Origin of the sequence: Methylobacterium iners (assembly GCF_022179305.1) — a bacterium.
Taxonomy (GTDB): Bacteria; Pseudomonadota; Alphaproteobacteria; order Rhizobiales; family Beijerinckiaceae; genus Methylobacterium; species Methylobacterium iners.
In genome coordinates this window covers 55,320-68,877 of sequence record NZ_BPQP01000029.1, presented here as the reverse complement: position 1 = coordinate 68,877, position 13,558 = coordinate 55,320, and the positions used below count along the sequence as shown (strand labels likewise).

Here is a 13,558-nt window from a genome sequence, read left to right as displayed (position 1 = left end):
AATAATAGCAAGAGAAATCGTGCGGGAAACGCGACGCGAGCGTCCTTGAGTCCCGTTCCGCACCCATCCGGACTCCGCTAGATCGGCCTCATGCGCCGCCTTCTGATCCTCCCCCTTCTCGTCCTCGCCTTCGCGGCCCTGTTCCTGCGCAGCTACAGCCTGCCGCCGGCGCCGGACCGGCAGGGCGGGACGACCGTGAGCCTCACCTACCCGAACCGGGCCCCGTTCGGCAGCCCGCGGGGCGATTGCGTCGGGGCGCCCGTCGAGGAGCCGCCGATCCCCTGCCTGATCGCCTCCGTCGCCCGCGCCCGGAACGACGGCTTCACGCTCCTGCAGCTGCCCTTCTGCGTCACCTGCTACAGCCTCTCGCAGCGCCTCGCCGTGATCGGCCGCGACGAGAAGGCGGTGGCGGCCAAGCAGGCGCAGATCGGCCGGTTCGGGTGGTAGGCCAAGGATAAGCTACGTCAGCTTGACCATGCGTGGGTCTGCTTCCGACCCATGGCTTTTCTTCCTGGCTGCCTCCCGGGTCTTGATTGGCCTGAGACGAAATTGACTTGCTGCTCAGGAGCGGGGCGCACAGGGTCTCACCGTGTCGGCCAATCCTGGCCGCGGGATGAGGCTTCCATGTCAGACAAGCCAGAGCTTGATATCGAGACCATGCTCTCGGACATGATGCGAACCCAGGGCCGCACCCTCGAGCTGATGAATGCCCAGCAAACCATGATCTCCGCTCATGAGTTGCTTCTGACCGTCCTTCTCACCGGAATATCGGACGAGGCTCGTCAAGCCATTCCATTAGCTGCCGAGCAAGCCATGCAGTCAGGCGGGAGGGCACCTCTGTCCCCCGAGCAGGTGTTCGAGGTGACCACCCACATCAAGCGCATGCTGGGCTTGCTCGGCGAACCAAAAGGAAGTTCCTCTCACGGATAATAGACGCCGCCCGTCGCGCGCCGTGGCTTGCCAGCCGTGTCGGGGAGCGGAATGAACTCCTCGACGTCGCCCGGCACCGTGTCGAAGCGGCCCTTCGCCCATTCCTCCTTCGCCTGCTCGATGCGCTCCAGGCGCGACGAGACGAAGTTCCACCAGATGTAGCGCGGTCCTTCCATGGGCGCCCCGCCAAACAGCATGAACTCGCAGTCGCTCACGGCCCCGACGAGGATCTGGTCGCCGGGTCGCAGGACGAGGAGTTGGCCCGGCCCGAACCGGTCGCCCGCGATGTCGATCTCGCCCGAGAGCGTGTAGACGGCCCGCTCGTCGAACGAGGGCTCGACCGGCATGCGGGCGCCGGCGCGCAGTTGCAGATGCGCGTAGACCGTCTCGGACGGGCTCACGAGCGGAGACCGTGCGCCGAGGAGCTCGCCTGAGATGACGCGCGCCCGGATGCCTTCGGCCTCGACGACCGGGAGGGCGTCGGCGCCGTGATGCACGAAGGCGGGGTCGCTCTCCTCCTGGGCGGCCGGCAGCGCCATCCACGTCTGGATGCCGAACAGCTTCTGGCCCGCGTGCTTCCGCTCGGGGCTCGTGCGCTCGGAATGCACGATGCCGCGTCCCGCCCGCATCCAGTTCACGGCGCCGGGCTCGATCGTCATCTCCGTGCCGAGGCTGTCGCGATGCAGGATCTGGCCCTCGAAGAGGTAGGTCACGGTCGCGAGATTGATGTGCGGATGAGGCCGCACGTCGATGCCCTGGTCGGTCAGGAACTCCGCGGGCCCCATCTGGTCGAAGAAGATGAAGGGACCGACCATCTGGCGCTTCAGCGAGGGAAGCGCGCGCCGGACCACCATCTCGCCGAGATCGACCGCGCGCGGCACGATCAGGAGCTCGATCGCGTCCGCGGCCGTGCGGTCGCCAGGCGTCGGATCTGGGCAAGGTATCCAGCTCATGTTGCTCTCCCTCCCTGGACGATATGGCTGGTCGCCGGGTGCTACCCACCCGCAATGGGTTCATCCTCGCAACAACGGCCGTATTATGCACGTCCGCTTACATGAGCGGAGTATGCTGACCTCTATGACGAGGTGAGGTCGAAAGCCGAACGTCCGCTTCTAGACGCGAAGCCCAGTTCCGCTCAGCACCCTCACCAGCCCTCGACCCGGTCAAGCTGATTGGCTTTTCCCCCAGGTCCGGGGCGGCGGGGCGCCTCTGCGAGAGAATGAAGCGGCGGAGACTGCCAAGCGGGCGCGGATCAACCGAGAGGCACACTCACGCCAGCTCGGCCATCAAAACCGCGCGTCGGCCCTCGGGCCCGAACTCGCCGTAGATCCGGGCGAGGAAGCCTGCGAGGTGCGTGAACTCCGCCTGGTCGTGGAGCAGCGGCTCGTAGGCCATGCGCTCGCCGAAGCGCCAGCGCTTGAGCCCGGTCGCCACAGCCAACGGGTCGAGCTTCACCCTAACCTTGCCGATCCCGAGCCTCAACGCGCTGCCCAGCCAGTAGCGGGACCGGAAAAGGGATGGCCGGTGAGGGGAATCATCGGGGCAGTTCCGTCGCGCGGGCAGAGTTCGTGGCTGCCGTCCGGACCCGTCCCTCAACCCGCCGACCGCCTCCCTGACGGGGGTCGCGGCGCCTCTACTCGGGCTTCGCCGCGCGGCGTCCCTGCCGGAGGCGGCTCACCCCGGCGCGCAGGCGCTCCAGCCGCACGGCCAGCGGAAAGAGCGGATCGCCGCCGGGACCCTCCACCAGGAGATGGGCCAGGGCCAGGCGCTCGGTCCAGAGCGTCTCCACGATGGGGGAGCCGGGCGGTGCGCAGGAATCGGCCGAGGTCAGGGCGGGGTCGGCGAGCAGGCTCTCGGTCAGGCGATGGATGAGGAGGGCGCCGGGCGAGTTGCGGGCCTGCGCCTCGTCGAAGGAGATCTTCAGGCACCAGGTCTGCGCCCGCGTCGTCAGGGTGATCGCCGAGGCGAGGGTCTCCCCGTCGCGGCGGAACCGGTCGATCCGGGCCCGGCCCGCCGCGGCGTAGGCGGCGACCGCCGCCCGCAGAAAGGTCGCCTCGGCCGGCCGGCCGCCGATCGCGGTGCCGGCCCGGCCCTTCCAGCCCCGCCCCTCCAGGGCGACGTAGTCGTCGACGGCGCCGCGCAGGCCGTCGCGGTCGCGGATCGTCTCGAAGGCGAGCGTTCGCCCCGAGGCCATGCGCTCGGCCCATTGCCGCAGGCGCCGGCGCTTGCGGCCGGAGACGTGGCCGAGATAGGCGGCGCGCGCCGCCGCATCCTTGCCCGCGAGGTGGAGGAAGGCGCGCTCGTGCGGCCAGAACGCGGCCTGACGCCCGCCCTGGCCCGCGCGCCAGGCCGCGAGCAGATCCGCGAAGGGGCCGGCCGTGGGCACGTGGGTCAGCATCAGGCGCGGGCCCGAGAGGGCCGTCAGGCCGGACAGGAGGGCGTCGAGGGCGCGCGCCGCCTCGGCCGCGTCGAGGAGCGGCACCCCGAAGACGCCGAAGGGGTGCATCCAGCCCATGGTGAGCGGCAGCGGCAGGCCCCAGCGGGCGCGCGGCCGGCGGCAGGGCCACAGGGCGAGAAGGCACAGGCCCGGCGCCTCGGGCGGCCGGTCGCCGACGAGGGCGACCCGGACGCCCGATCCGAAGGCGCCCGCCGCGGCGAGCGCGTAGTCGGGCGTGTAGAACAGGTTGTCGACGAGGACCCGCTCGGCGAGGTCGCGCCAGGCTTGGATCCAGGGCGCGGCCGGATCGAGCGGGCGGAGCGCAACGACGAGGCCGTCGGCGCGCCGCAGCGTCGGGCCAGCATCGGGGGAGGGGCGGCTCATCGGGCAGAGCGGCCGCCGAGGCGGGCGGCGAGGCCCGCGACGCCCGCCACGTCGAAGCGCCAGGCGGTCGCCCCCGCGGCGAGCGCGATGAGCCCGAGCTTGGCGGGGATGGCGACGCCCCCTCCGAGGCCCAGCGCGTCGACCCCCTCGACGGCCGCCCAGCAGGCGAGCGCGGCGAGCGCGATGAGGCCGAGATCGGCCAGCGGCAGGGGCATGCGCAGGCGCGGACCGGCGCCGAGCACGAAGACGAGGCAGGCGACGCCCTGGCCGATCGCCACCGCCAGCGCCGCGCCGACGAGGCCGAAGCGCGGGATCAGGAGCGCGCAGAGCCCGCCGGTCGTGACGAGCAGCGCCGCCGAGGCGACGGCGTCGAGGCGGCTCGAGGGCGCGAAGTAGATGACCTGGCCGAAATAATAGGACCGGACCATCAGGAGGATGCTCGCCGCGACGAGGATCGGGATCACGGAGAGCGCCGTCTCCCGGTAATCCGGCCCGAGCAGGACCCCCACCACGAGATCGTCGAAGGCGAGGAAGAAGACCGCGCCGAAGCCGGCGACCAGGGTCAGCGCCCGGGCGGCATCCTCCAGCACCGGCCGGGCCGCCGCCATCCCGCCCGCCCGGGCATCGCGCTTGGCGAGCGAGATCAGCGACAGGGCGATGCCGTCGCCGAACACGACGAAGCTCTGGCGCAGCACGTCGGCGACGGCGCCGTAGGCCCCGAGCTCGCGCGTTCCGATGCCGCCGCCGATCACGAAGCGGTCGATGGTCTGGGCGAGCGCCGCGGTGCCGAAGGACAGGACCAGCGGCCAGCCATAGGCGAGCAGGCGCCCCGCCTCGGCGAGGCTGCCGGCGCCCCGCAGCAGGGGCGCGATCGCGAGGCAAGCGGGCAGCGCCGCCAGCACGTTGGCCAGCGCCGTGGCCAGCAGCAGGTGGACGGGGTCGCCCGTGGCGAGGAGCGCCGCGCTGCCGAGCCCGAGCACCAGCACGGCGCGCAGCACGATGGAGAGCGCCACCGCCCGCACTTCGAGGCGCGTGCGCGCGATCTCGGCCGAGCCCTCGAAGGCGGTCATGCCGAAGACCGCGGCGACGATCGCGGCCGCGGCCCGGGGCTCGACGAGGCCGAGGGCCGCCGCGACCGAAGCGGCGAGGGCCGCGAGCCCGATCATCACGGCCAGGAGGCGCAGCACGGTGCCGGCCTGCACCCCCGCCCGGGCCTCGTCGTAGAGGGCGAAGAACGAGAATTTCGGCCATTGGCAGGTCGCGCCGTAGAGGACGAGCGCCCAGGACAGGACGAGCAGGTAGGCGCCGTAGGTCTCCGTGGGCGCGAGCCGGGTGAACACGGCGAGCGAGGCCATGTTCAGGGCCGCCGCGAGGCCCCGCGCGCCGACATAGGTGAGGGTGTGCTGCGCGCTCATGCGTGGGGGTGAAGGGTCCCGCGGCCGTCTCGGGCCCGGGGCAGCCTTAGCACGGCCGGCGGGCGAGTTCGCGGACCAATGGCGGGAGGGGCACAGGCGATCCGTCCAGCGCGCGACGCCGGCTGAATGCCCCGGGGTTTCCGCCGACCCGACTTCGAAGCGCCGGGCGACGCGAAATCGGGTAGGCAGGCCGCAGGATCTCCATCATGGGACTCGGCCCGCGCCATCAGGGGGACCGCATGACCGACCTCGCGCAGAACAAGGCCAACGTCATCGCCTTCTACGAGCTGATGTTCAACGCGTGCCGGCCGCGCGAGGCCGTCGCGCGCTACGTCGGCGACGCGTACATCCAGCACAACCCGCACGTGGCGACGGGCAAGGACGGCTTCATCGCCTATTTCGAGCGCATGGCGCGCGAGTGGCCGGGCAAGCGGGTCGAGGTGAAGCGGGCGGTGGCCGAGGGCGATCTGGTGGTCCTGCACTGCTTCCAGCACTGGCCGGGCGACCACGACTATGCGGGCATCGACATCTTCCGGCTCGACGCCGACGGCAAGATCGTCGAGCACTGGGACGTGCTGCAGGTCCTGCCCGACACCTCCGCCCATCCGAACGGGATGTTCTAGGCCGCAGGCAGCCGGCCCACGCCGCCTCGGACTCGGGAGCGTCGAGCGACGGGCGCGCGGCCAGGGGCCCGTTCTCACGCTTTCGACCGGCGGTTTCCGACCGGGTCCCGGCGCGGCGCCCCTCCCGACGGGGCGGCGAGCCAGGCCTGCCTAACCTCGATCAGCTGCTTGAGGCGGGCCGCGCGTTTCTCGCGCTTCTTGCAGTCGCAGGGCCAGTCGCAGGCGAAATCGTGCGCGCTGACGCCGTCCCCGCTGAACAGGCTGAGGATGGAGAGCAGGAGGGCGAGGAGCGCGAGCGCGCCGAGTGCGATGAAGGGCCAGGCGAGCCCGGCGCCGACGAGAAGGGCGAGCCCGATCTTGAGGCCGAGCGAGCCCGCGATCTTGAGTTTGATCAGCGCCGCCAGCGTCGCCCCGGCGCCGAGGCTGCCGCGCAGGGCCCGCATGAGCCGCACGCGAAGCCGCTGCCGCGCGGCGAGCGCCTCCAGCCGTCCCAGCTCGCGCGCCACCCGCCGGTGGGCGCGGACCGGACTCTCCTCTGACCGTCCCGGCACGTGACCTCGTCTCCCTTCGCGCAGGCGCAGCCTCGCCCGGCGGCAGCGAACGCGAAACCGCCGCGTTCGTCTATGCCGCCCGGTTCCGGGGCGTGAGGGACCGCACGCCGCCACCCGGCCCCCGTCGACAGAACGGGGAGGAGCCGCCACCCTGCGCCCCGAACCACTGCCCTCTGGAGACCCCGCTTGACGCGCCTGCCCCTCGTCCTCCTCGCCCTCGTTGCGGCCGGCGCCCCGGCGGCCGCGGCCGAGATCGTGCTCGATTATCGCAAGCCCGCCCTGCGGGACGCCCAGCCCTCCCGAAGCGAGGCCGAGCGGGCCCGCGTCGCGCGGGCGCTGACCGAGGCGCCGCCCGCGATCCGCGAGGACATGGGCCCGACCTTCGCGATGCTGGGCGAGGGCCGCGGCGCCTTCACGGCGCCCGGCGCCGACGAGCGGATCTACCTGATCCAGCGCAGGGCGCCGGTCGCCATCGAGCCCTTTCCGAACGCGCCCGCGCCGGTCCTGCTGGTCCTCGGACCGACGGGACCGGCCCGCTTCTACCGGCTGGCGAAGGCCGATCAGTTTCAGCGCCTCGCCGCAATCGCCGACGCGGGGCGGGACGGACGCGACGAGGTCCTGCTGGAATCGAGCTTCACCAATATGGGCGAGACCGTCACAGATCTGACGGCCGTCCGGCTCGACCCGGCCCAGGGCGCGGCGGAAGCGTTCCAGACCATTCCGGGCGTCGCCGCCGACAGGTGCGAGGGCCCGAAGAAGCAGCGGAGCTTGAGCGCGGCCACGATCTCCCGGGACGGCACGGGCGCCTTCACGGCGCAGCGGCACCGGCTGGCCTGCGATTGAGATTCGCCGGCTCTCAGCGCGCCTTCGGCGGCGGACCGGATTGATCCGGGCATTCGGGCAGGACGGCCCTGGCCGCCTCATTGGCGGGATCGCAGGCCGGCACCGCCGGCCGGCCGTCGTTCTCGACCCGGGCCGCGCGCATGAGGTCGAACTTCCAGAGGCCGATCCCCACCACCGCGACGATCACGATCAGGGCCGTCGCGACGAGCGGGAGCCATCGCGACATCAGGCTGCCCCGCCGCGGCGGGAGGGGACCCGCAGAGATCGGGCGGCGGGGATCGGCGGGGGACGGTCTGGCATGCGGTCTCAGTCATCATCTGCGCCGGGGACGGGTCGCTCGGGTGCATCGAGGGTCGGGGCGAGCCCTTCGGCGGCTGGGGGGAACGTCCGGGCGAAGCCCACGGGTTCAGCGAGTGAACGAAGATGATCGCAACGCGTTGCCCGCGAAGCAAAATCATCAGAGGTGATCCCATGCCCACGAAGACTCTGGCCCTGGCTGCGTCGCTCGTCCTCTGTCTCTCCGGAGGCGCCTATGCCGGGACGCCGGCGGCCGACGGCCTGATGCAGGGTGCGCCCACGGGCTACACCGCGATGAAGCGCAAGAAGTCCATGAAGCGGATGAGCCGCCGCGACATGGCGCCGACGGCGACGCGGGGCTCCACGGGTGGCCGCAGCACCGGCAACGGCACGACGGGCAGCGGCGCCGCCCCGAGCGGCCAGTGAGACGAGCGCGCCGCGCCGGCCCGCGCCGGCGCGACGCCATACGGCTCAGGGCCTCGAACTCGGGTTAACGGCGAGCCCTCTTCGCGCAGGGCACGACCGATCTCACTATCAAACATCGTCATTCCGGGACGCTGAAGGCGAACCCGGGATCCATAACCGCCGACAGAGCCATGCTTGGCGCAAGTCGCGGTTCTGGATTCCGGGTTCCGCTTTGCGGCCCCGGAATGACGTGTTTGTTTCTCCTTCCGTTGTCGAACTGGACGTTAACCCGCGTGCGGAGCCCTGCGATAAGTCTGCCCGTCATTGACTTCGCAACCGCGAGAGCGCATATCGCAACTGCAGCGTCAGCGGCCGTGATCGGACCGCTTGAGAGGGCTGCGTGACGGAGCGCCGATCGCACCACGTGCGGCCCCAGCGCCCTGAGCCCCTCTCTTCAAACGTGCATGCACCCCGATTGCCCCATCACGCGGGCGGTCCCCAGCTCAACGGACCGTTTCCCCTGCGCGAGCGCCATCCTGAAGGTGGCCTCCGGTGCGGTCCCGCTGCCTGAAAGTGGTTCCTTGACCCAATTCACTGATTTCGGCCTCGCCCAGCCCGTACTGCGGGCGCTGGAGGAGGCCGGCTACAAGTCGCCGACCCCGATCCAGGCCCAGGCCATCGCCCCCGCCATGGCGGGGCGCGACCTCTGCGGCATCGCCCAGACGGGCACCGGCAAGACCGCGGCCTTCGCGCTGCCGATCCTGCACCGCCTCAGCCTCGCCCCGAAGCGGGCGCCCCGGCGCGGCTGCCGCGTGCTCGTGCTCTCGCCGACCCGCGAGCTCGCCAGCCAGATCGCCGAGAGCTTTTCGGATTACGGCCGGCACCTCTCGCTCACCAACACCGTCGTGTTCGGCGGCGTCACCATCTCCCGCCAGGAGAAGGCGCTCGCCAACGGCGTCGACATCCTCGTCGCCACGCCGGGCCGGCTCATGGACCTCGTCGAGCGCCGTTCGCTGACGCTCGAGGCCGTCGAGATCCTCGTCCTCGACGAGGCCGACCAGATGCTCGACCTCGGCTTCATCCATGCGCTGAAGCGCATCGTGAAGATGCTCCCCAAAGAGCGCCAGAGCCTGTTCTTCTCGGCGACCATGCCCAAGAACATCGCGAGCCTCGCCGACCAGTACCTGCGGGATCCCGTCCAGGTCGCGGTGACGCCGGTGGCCACCACCGCCGAGCGCGTCGACCAGACCGTGATCTTCGCCCATACCGGCGCCAAGCAGGCGCTCTTGAACCACGTCCTGCGCGATCCCGACATCGAGCGCGTGCTGGTGTTCACCCGGACCAAGCACGGCGCTGACCGGGTGGTGCGCGGCCTCGACAAGGTCGGGATCGCGGCCTCGGCCATCCACGGCAACAAGTCCCAGCCCCAGCGCGAGCGGGCGCTCGCCGCCTTCAAGGATGGCTCCTGCCGGGTGCTGGTGGCGACCGACATCGCCGCGCGCGGCATCGACGTCGAGGCGGTCAGCCACGTCATCAACTACGACCTGCCCAACATCCCCGAATCCTACGTCCACCGCATCGGCCGCACGGCGCGCGCCGGGGCGGCGGGCCTCGCCATCTCCTTCTGCAACGACGAGGAGAAGGCGTATCTGCGCGACATCGAGCGGACGACGCGCCAGAAGATTCCCGTGTCGGGCTTCCCCGAAGGCTTCGTGCCCCCGAGCCGCCAGGAGGCGTCCGAGACGGCGCAATCCGAGGAGCGCCGCCCGGCGCCGGGGCAGCGCCCCGGTCAGCGCCAGGGCCAGCGTCCGAACTCGCGGCCCTACGGCGGACGTCCCGCCGGCGGGCGCGGCGACGGCCGCAACCCGGGCGGACCCGGCCGCGCGGCCCGTCCCGAGGGCGGCCGGGGGCAGGAGGCCCGCACCGACCAGCGCCAGGGCGAGGGCAGGGGCCAGGCCCGTCCCGACGGGAGGCCGGCACGCCCGGCGAACCGTCCGGCGGGCGGCGGCGAGGGCCGCACCATCGGCTGGCTCGACCGCACTCCGCGCTCCTGACGCGCATCACCCGATCGTCCCCCGCCGCCCCGTTCATCCGGGGCGGCGTTTTCATGCGTGGTGAAGCGGGGCCATTGCCGGGGGCGATCGCTGCTCCATTTCGGATGACGGCGGCACTTCCTCGCGGGCCGCACGGGAGGTCGGCATGCGTTTCGAACTCTTTCGAGATTCCGGCGGGCACTGGCGCTGGCGCCTTCGGGTCCAGAACGGCAACGTCATCGCCGATTCGGCCGAGGGCTATGCCCGCCGCGAGGATTGCGAGCACGGGATCGCGCTGGTGAAGGGAAGCGGCGAGGCGCCCATCGTCGACATGACGACGAAGATCGCCTGAAGCTCCCCCGAGCCTCCGTACTCGACCGCAGGAAACGCTTTCGCCGCTTCCCGCGTTTCAACAGACCGGGTGGCGCGTCGCCCGGGCACTCGTCATCGGACGTCCGTCGACACAGTCAGGGAGTTATGAACGTGCTGAGTAAATTCGTGCTGGCCGCGCTGCTGGTCCTGGGCTTCGCCGCGGCGTCGCCGCAGGGCGCTTCCGCCGCCCCGTTCGGCCCCGCTCCCGCTCTCCAGAGCGAGGCGGCTCCCGGCGTCGCCGAGAAGGCGCAGTACTACTACCGCCGCCGCGGCTATTACGGCCGCCCGTTCTACCGCCCGCGTCCCTATTACGGCCGCCGCTTCTACGGCCCGCGCCCCTTCTACGGACCGCGTCGCTTCTACGGCCCGCGCCGCTTCTTCTACTGAGGACGGGCGGCCCGGCCCACGGGTCGAATCGCGAACGACCGACCCGGCGGCTCGTCCAGAGCCGCCGTGTTTTGCTTTTTCCCAAGAGCCCGGCAGAACGGGCTTTGCGCAGGACCCATGCCGGGTCATGCTCGGCCGGTGGATCGGGACGGCGGGGCGGGCGATGAGCGAGGGGAACGATCAGCCGCGCGGCGACCTCACGGTCCGCACCAGCGCGATGCCGGCCGACACCAACGCCAACGGGGACATCTTCGGCGGCTGGGTCATGTCGCAGATGGATCAGGCCGGCGGCATCGCGGGCGTCGACCGGGCGCAGGGGCGCGTGGTGACGGTGGCGGTCGACGCCATGACCTTCATCCGCCCCGTGCGGGTCGGCGACGTGCTCTGCGTCTACACCCGGATCGCGGGCGTCGGCCGGACCTCCATGAAGATCCAGGTCGAGGCCTGGGCCCGCCGCTTCCGCACCCAGATGCGCGAGAAGGTGACCGAGGCGACCTTCACCTTCGTGGCCATCGACGACGACGGCCGTCCGCGCCCCGTGCCGGCGCTGGCGGAAGGCGCCTGACGCTTCGCCGGCTCAACGGGCAAGTTGTTGATCGCGCTGGCGAAGGTTCGATTGCCGGGGAATTCCTTCACGCTCCGGCAAGGGCTTCGGCGCCAAGGTCGGCCGATGACCTACGACCCCTTCACCGCCCGTAATCTCGTGTCGATCTTTGCCCTCGCGGGCCTCCTCGTCATGATGACGGAGGTGCTGCCGCTCGTGACCTGCATCGGTATCGGGCTGTTCTGCCTGCTCGCGTCCGGCACCGCCTCGCTCTTCGCGGGCGGGCCGCCCGCGCGCCGGTCGGGCACGGCGCGCAAGGGTCCGGACAAGCCGCGGGCGCCCGTCGAGCAGCGGCCGACGGCGCGGCCGCCGCAGCCCTGGAAGCCGCCGGCACCCGATCCGGCGGTGGAGGCCCACCCCGCCATCTTCGCGACCGTGGCGGGCCGGACGACGGGCGCCAATTCGAGCCGCCGGCGCTAGGTCGCGCGGCCCTCAGGCGCCCGACCCGACTGGGGGCAGGCCCTGTTCCGGGGTCGGCACGGGGGAGTCGTCCGCGCCGAGCCGGCGCAGCAGGGCCGTGTAGGTCCGGACCGCGGGCGAATCCGGCTGGACGGCCTCGGTGTCGGCGAGAAGCCTCCGGACATCGGCCACGAACAGCGCCTTGGCCTCGGCACCCCCGCTCGCGGTCTCGAACAGCCGCATCACGGCGAGTTCGAGGAGGTCGGCGTGGAGGCTCCCGATCGCACTGTCGTCCTGCATGGTCTTCCGCCTCCCCCCCGCCGCGCTGACGAAGTCCAACGGCGCCCAAGGCGAAGGGTTCATACGGCCCGGGCTTCGGGGATGACCCGCGGGTCCCATATCCCAGGAGGAGAGGGAGCCCGTCGCGGCTCCCCGCGCGACACGCCGCCAGCGGGGACCGCGGACGCGCCAGCGAAGCGATCAGCCGCCCGCGAAGCGCAGGGCGACCCCGTTCATGCAGTAGCGCTTGCCCGTGGGCCGCGGCCCGTCGTCGAAGACGTGGCCGAGATGGCCGCCGCAGCGGCTGCAATGGATCTCGGTCCGCCGCATCCCCAGGGTCGAATCGGTCCGGCTGCCGACCGCGCCTGGCAGGGCCTCGTAGAAGCTCGGCCAGCCCGTCCCGCTCTCGAACTTGGTCGCGGAGGCGAAGAGCGGCTGCTCGCATCCGGCGCAGAGATAGCGCCCCGTGCGCGCCTCGGCATTGAGGGGACTCGAATAGGGCCGCTCGGTGCCGTGCCGGCGCAGCACGCCGAAGGCGGCCGGGCTTAGACGGCGACGCCACTCGGCCTCCGGCATCGAGACGGGGAAGCGCTCGGCTTCCGCCTCGGCCGCACCGGAACCGAAGAGGCTCCGCAGCCCGGCGAGCAGGCCGAGGAGCGAGGCGCCCGTCAGGAGCGTGCGGCGTCGGTTCATCGGGTTTCTCCGGTGTGCGGGCGGGTCGCGGAGGGTTTCGCTGGGACGGTCCCGTCCGTTACGCAGGGCTCACCGTTCAATGAAGCCAGCCGCCATGTTGATCGCCAGCGCCAGAACGCCGGTGTTGTAGAGATAGGCGTAGATCGTGTGCATCGTCACGATCCGGCGCATGGGCTTGGCCGTGATGTCGGTGTCCGAGGTCTGGGCGGTCGCGCCGATCGTCACGGAGAAGTACAGGAAATCCCAGACATCGGGATCGTCGTCCCCGTTGAAGTCGAGGCCGCCCCGCGCACGGCCCTCGTCCGTGTCGCCGTAATAGACATGGGCATAATGGACCGCGAAGACCACCTGCACGAAGATCCACGCGCTGATCATGGTCAGCGCCGCGAGCCCGACGCTGAAGACGCGGTCACCGTCCGCCTCGCGCTGCCCGAACACCAGCATGGCCACCGCCGCGAAGCTCGCCGCCGCCGCCAGGATCGCGAAGAGCGAGATCGTGAAGGCGCTGTCGTCGAGGCGAGAGGCCTCCGCGCGCAGATCGTCCCGGCCCTGGCCGGCCGCCTTCCACAGGGTGAGCCCGACATAGACGATCACGCCCAGGCACCAGCCGGAGAGCAAGCGCATCCAGAGCGAGGTGATCGGCAGCAGGCCGGCAAGCAGGATCATCAGGCCGATGGAGCCGAGCAGGCGCGGGCGCAGCCAGAAGGCCTGAAGCGGATGGATCATGGTTCGACGCCGCGACGATCGGCGAGGAGCCGCCGCGATGCGGGATGCGATCCCATGCCGGCCCCACTGCCCTGAACCGGAGGCCTGCACAGGTTTGGCCCGCGACGCAACGGGCACGGCTCGCCGCTCAGGGTCTCAGGCCTGGGTTGGCACGCAGGGCCGCGCTGCTGCGGCCGAGAC

At 71.5% G+C, this 13,558-nt stretch carries 19 protein-coding genes; 10 read left to right on the top strand and 9 right to left on the bottom strand.

The genetic code is table 11. The annotated features are described in order from the left end of the window. The first annotated feature begins 90 nt into the window (after positions 1 to 90). Positions 91 to 447, top strand: coding sequence for a hypothetical protein (locus tag MFF55_RS10290; RefSeq protein WP_238243990.1), 357 nt, complete (start codon positions 91 to 93; stop codon positions 445 to 447). 177 nt (positions 448 to 624) lie between these two features. Continuing rightward, entirely contained in the window at positions 625 to 930 is a 306-nt protein-coding gene (locus MFF55_RS10285) for a hypothetical protein (protein ID WP_238243989.1), read from the top strand. Here the strand turns inward: MFF55_RS10285 and MFF55_RS10280 are convergent. The 4 genes from MFF55_RS10280 to MFF55_RS10265 form a co-directional block, all read right to left on the bottom strand. Then, a complete protein-coding gene (locus tag MFF55_RS10280; RefSeq protein WP_238243988.1) occupies positions 921 to 1,883 on the bottom strand; it encodes a pirin family protein in 963 nt (320 codons plus the stop codon). The genes MFF55_RS10285 and MFF55_RS10280 overlap by 10 nt on opposite strands. A gap of 316 nt (positions 1,884 to 2,199) precedes the next feature. Continuing rightward, complete coding sequence (locus tag MFF55_RS26780) at positions 2,200 to 2,526, bottom strand: DAPG hydrolase family protein (RefSeq protein ID WP_283206723.1); 327 nt, start codon at positions 2,524 to 2,526, stop codon at positions 2,200 to 2,202. Between the two features lie 37 nt (positions 2,527 to 2,563). Next, entirely contained in the window at positions 2,564 to 3,751 is a 1,188-nt protein-coding gene (locus MFF55_RS10270) for a GNAT family N-acetyltransferase (protein WP_238243986.1), read from the bottom strand. After that, the gene (locus MFF55_RS10265) at positions 3,748 to 5,166 is read right to left on the bottom strand and encodes a lipopolysaccharide biosynthesis protein (protein WP_238243985.1); all 1,419 of its coding nucleotides are present in this window, start codon (positions 5,164 to 5,166) and stop codon (positions 3,748 to 3,750) included. Before MFF55_RS10265 ends, MFF55_RS10270 begins: the two co-directional genes overlap by 4 nt. Before the next feature lie 239 nt (positions 5,167 to 5,405). Here MFF55_RS10265 and MFF55_RS10260 point away from each other — a divergent pair, with 239 nt between their 5' ends. Continuing rightward, complete coding sequence (locus MFF55_RS10260) at positions 5,406 to 5,789, top strand: nuclear transport factor 2 family protein (RefSeq protein WP_238243998.1); 384 nt, start codon at positions 5,406 to 5,408, stop codon at positions 5,787 to 5,789. A 74-nt stretch (positions 5,790 to 5,863) separates the two neighbouring features. On the opposite strand, the gene MFF55_RS10255 is transcribed toward MFF55_RS10260, so the two are convergent. Then, positions 5,864 to 6,340 (bottom strand): hypothetical protein, encoded by a 477-nt coding sequence (locus tag MFF55_RS10255; RefSeq protein WP_238243984.1) that lies wholly within the window; start codon positions 6,338 to 6,340, stop codon positions 5,864 to 5,866. 186 nt (positions 6,341 to 6,526) lie between these two features. Here MFF55_RS10255 and MFF55_RS10250 point away from each other — a divergent pair, with 186 nt between their 5' ends. Next, positions 6,527 to 7,183 (top strand): hypothetical protein, encoded by a 657-nt coding sequence (locus MFF55_RS10250; RefSeq protein WP_238243983.1) that lies wholly within the window; start codon positions 6,527 to 6,529, stop codon positions 7,181 to 7,183. Between the two features lie 13 nt (positions 7,184 to 7,196). Here the strand turns inward: MFF55_RS10250 and MFF55_RS10245 are convergent, their stop codons facing one another. After that, positions 7,197 to 7,409 carry a hypothetical protein gene (locus tag MFF55_RS10245; protein WP_238243982.1) on the bottom strand — a complete coding sequence of 71 codons (213 nt, stop codon included), beginning with the start codon at positions 7,407 to 7,409 and terminating at the stop codon, positions 7,197 to 7,199. Positions 7,410 to 7,654: 245 nt separating this feature from the next. On the opposite strand from MFF55_RS10245, the gene MFF55_RS10240 reads away from it, so the two are divergent. The 6 genes from MFF55_RS10240 to MFF55_RS10215 all read left to right on the top strand — a co-directional run bounded on the left by MFF55_RS10240 (position 7,655) and on the right by MFF55_RS10215 (position 11,701). Beyond that, the gene (locus MFF55_RS10240; RefSeq protein WP_238243981.1) at positions 7,655 to 7,906 is read left to right on the top strand and encodes a hypothetical protein; all 252 of its coding nucleotides are present in this window, start codon (positions 7,655 to 7,657) and stop codon (positions 7,904 to 7,906) included. A 560-nt stretch (positions 7,907 to 8,466) separates the two neighbouring features. Then, the gene (locus MFF55_RS10235) at positions 8,467 to 9,939 is read left to right on the top strand and encodes a DEAD/DEAH box helicase (protein ID WP_238243980.1); all 1,473 of its coding nucleotides are present in this window, start codon (positions 8,467 to 8,469) and stop codon (positions 9,937 to 9,939) included. 145 nt (positions 9,940 to 10,084) lie between these two features. Next, positions 10,085 to 10,270, top strand: a complete 186-nt coding sequence (locus MFF55_RS10230) for a YegP family protein (protein ID WP_238243979.1) — start codon at positions 10,085 to 10,087, stop codon at positions 10,268 to 10,270. 131 nt (positions 10,271 to 10,401) lie between these two features. Next, on the top strand, positions 10,402 to 10,677 hold the full coding sequence (locus MFF55_RS10225; RefSeq protein ID WP_238243978.1) for a hypothetical protein: 276 nt from the start codon (positions 10,402 to 10,404) through the stop codon (positions 10,675 to 10,677). 127 nt (positions 10,678 to 10,804) lie between these two features. Then, a complete protein-coding gene (locus MFF55_RS10220) occupies positions 10,805 to 11,242 on the top strand; it encodes an acyl-CoA thioesterase (protein ID WP_373874778.1) in 438 nt (145 codons plus the stop codon). Positions 11,243 to 11,347: 105 nt separating this feature from the next. Continuing rightward, positions 11,348 to 11,701, top strand: a complete 354-nt coding sequence (locus MFF55_RS10215) for a hypothetical protein (RefSeq protein ID WP_238243977.1) — start codon at positions 11,348 to 11,350, stop codon at positions 11,699 to 11,701. A 12-nt stretch (positions 11,702 to 11,713) separates the two neighbouring features. Here MFF55_RS10215 and MFF55_RS10210 read toward each other — a convergent pair whose 3' ends face one another. From MFF55_RS10210 to MFF55_RS10200, 3 genes are all read right to left on the bottom strand, one after another. Beyond that, positions 11,714 to 11,980: a hypothetical protein gene (locus MFF55_RS10210; protein ID WP_238243976.1), complete on the bottom strand. Its 267-nt coding sequence runs from the start codon at positions 11,978 to 11,980 to the stop codon at positions 11,714 to 11,716. 180 nt (positions 11,981 to 12,160) lie between these two features. Then, positions 12,161 to 12,652 carry a peptide-methionine (R)-S-oxide reductase MsrB gene (gene msrB, locus MFF55_RS10205; protein ID WP_238243975.1) on the bottom strand — a complete coding sequence of 164 codons (492 nt, stop codon included), beginning with the start codon at positions 12,650 to 12,652 and terminating at the stop codon, positions 12,161 to 12,163. A gap of 69 nt (positions 12,653 to 12,721) precedes the next feature. Then, complete coding sequence (locus MFF55_RS10200; protein ID WP_238243974.1) at positions 12,722 to 13,378, bottom strand: DUF1345 domain-containing protein; 657 nt, start codon at positions 13,376 to 13,378, stop codon at positions 12,722 to 12,724. Positions 13,379 to 13,558: the final 180 nt, after the last annotated feature.

Bases quoted from the DNA above. Each gene is read 5' to 3' on its own strand.
- MFF55_RS10290 (WP_238243990.1), top strand. From the start codon at position 91: ATGCGCCGCCTTCTGATCCTCCCCCTTCTCGTCCTCGCCTTCGCGGCC.
- MFF55_RS10285 (WP_238243989.1), top strand. From the start codon at position 625: ATGTCAGACAAGCCAGAGCTTGATATCGAGACCATGCTCTCGGACATG.
- MFF55_RS10280 (WP_238243988.1), bottom strand. From the start codon at position 1,883: ATGAGCTGGATACCTTGCCCAGATCCGACGCCTGGCGACCGCACGGCC.
- MFF55_RS10270 (WP_238243986.1), bottom strand. From the start codon at position 3,751: ATGAGCCGCCCCTCCCCCGATGCTGGCCCGACGCTGCGGCGCGCCGAC.
- MFF55_RS10265 (WP_238243985.1), bottom strand. From the start codon at position 5,166: ATGAGCGCGCAGCACACCCTCACCTATGTCGGCGCGCGGGGCCTCGCG.
- MFF55_RS10260 (WP_238243998.1), top strand. From the start codon at position 5,406: ATGACCGACCTCGCGCAGAACAAGGCCAACGTCATCGCCTTCTACGAG.
- MFF55_RS10245 (WP_238243982.1), bottom strand. From the start codon at position 7,409: ATGTCGCGATGGCTCCCGCTCGTCGCGACGGCCCTGATCGTGATCGTC.
- MFF55_RS10240 (WP_238243981.1), top strand. From the start codon at position 7,655: ATGCCCACGAAGACTCTGGCCCTGGCTGCGTCGCTCGTCCTCTGTCTC.
- MFF55_RS10230 (WP_238243979.1), top strand. From the start codon at position 10,085: ATGCGTTTCGAACTCTTTCGAGATTCCGGCGGGCACTGGCGCTGGCGC.
- MFF55_RS10220 (WP_373874778.1), top strand. From the start codon at position 10,805: ATGCTCGGCCGGTGGATCGGGACGGCGGGGCGGGCGATGAGCGAGGGG.
- MFF55_RS10215 (WP_238243977.1), top strand. From the start codon at position 11,348: ATGACCTACGACCCCTTCACCGCCCGTAATCTCGTGTCGATCTTTGCC.
- MFF55_RS10210 (WP_238243976.1), bottom strand. From the start codon at position 11,980: ATGCAGGACGACAGTGCGATCGGGAGCCTCCACGCCGACCTCCTCGAA.
- msrB (WP_238243975.1), bottom strand. From the start codon at position 12,652: ATGAACCGACGCCGCACGCTCCTGACGGGCGCCTCGCTCCTCGGCCTG.
- MFF55_RS10200 (WP_238243974.1), bottom strand. From the start codon at position 13,378: ATGATCCATCCGCTTCAGGCCTTCTGGCTGCGCCCGCGCCTGCTCGGC.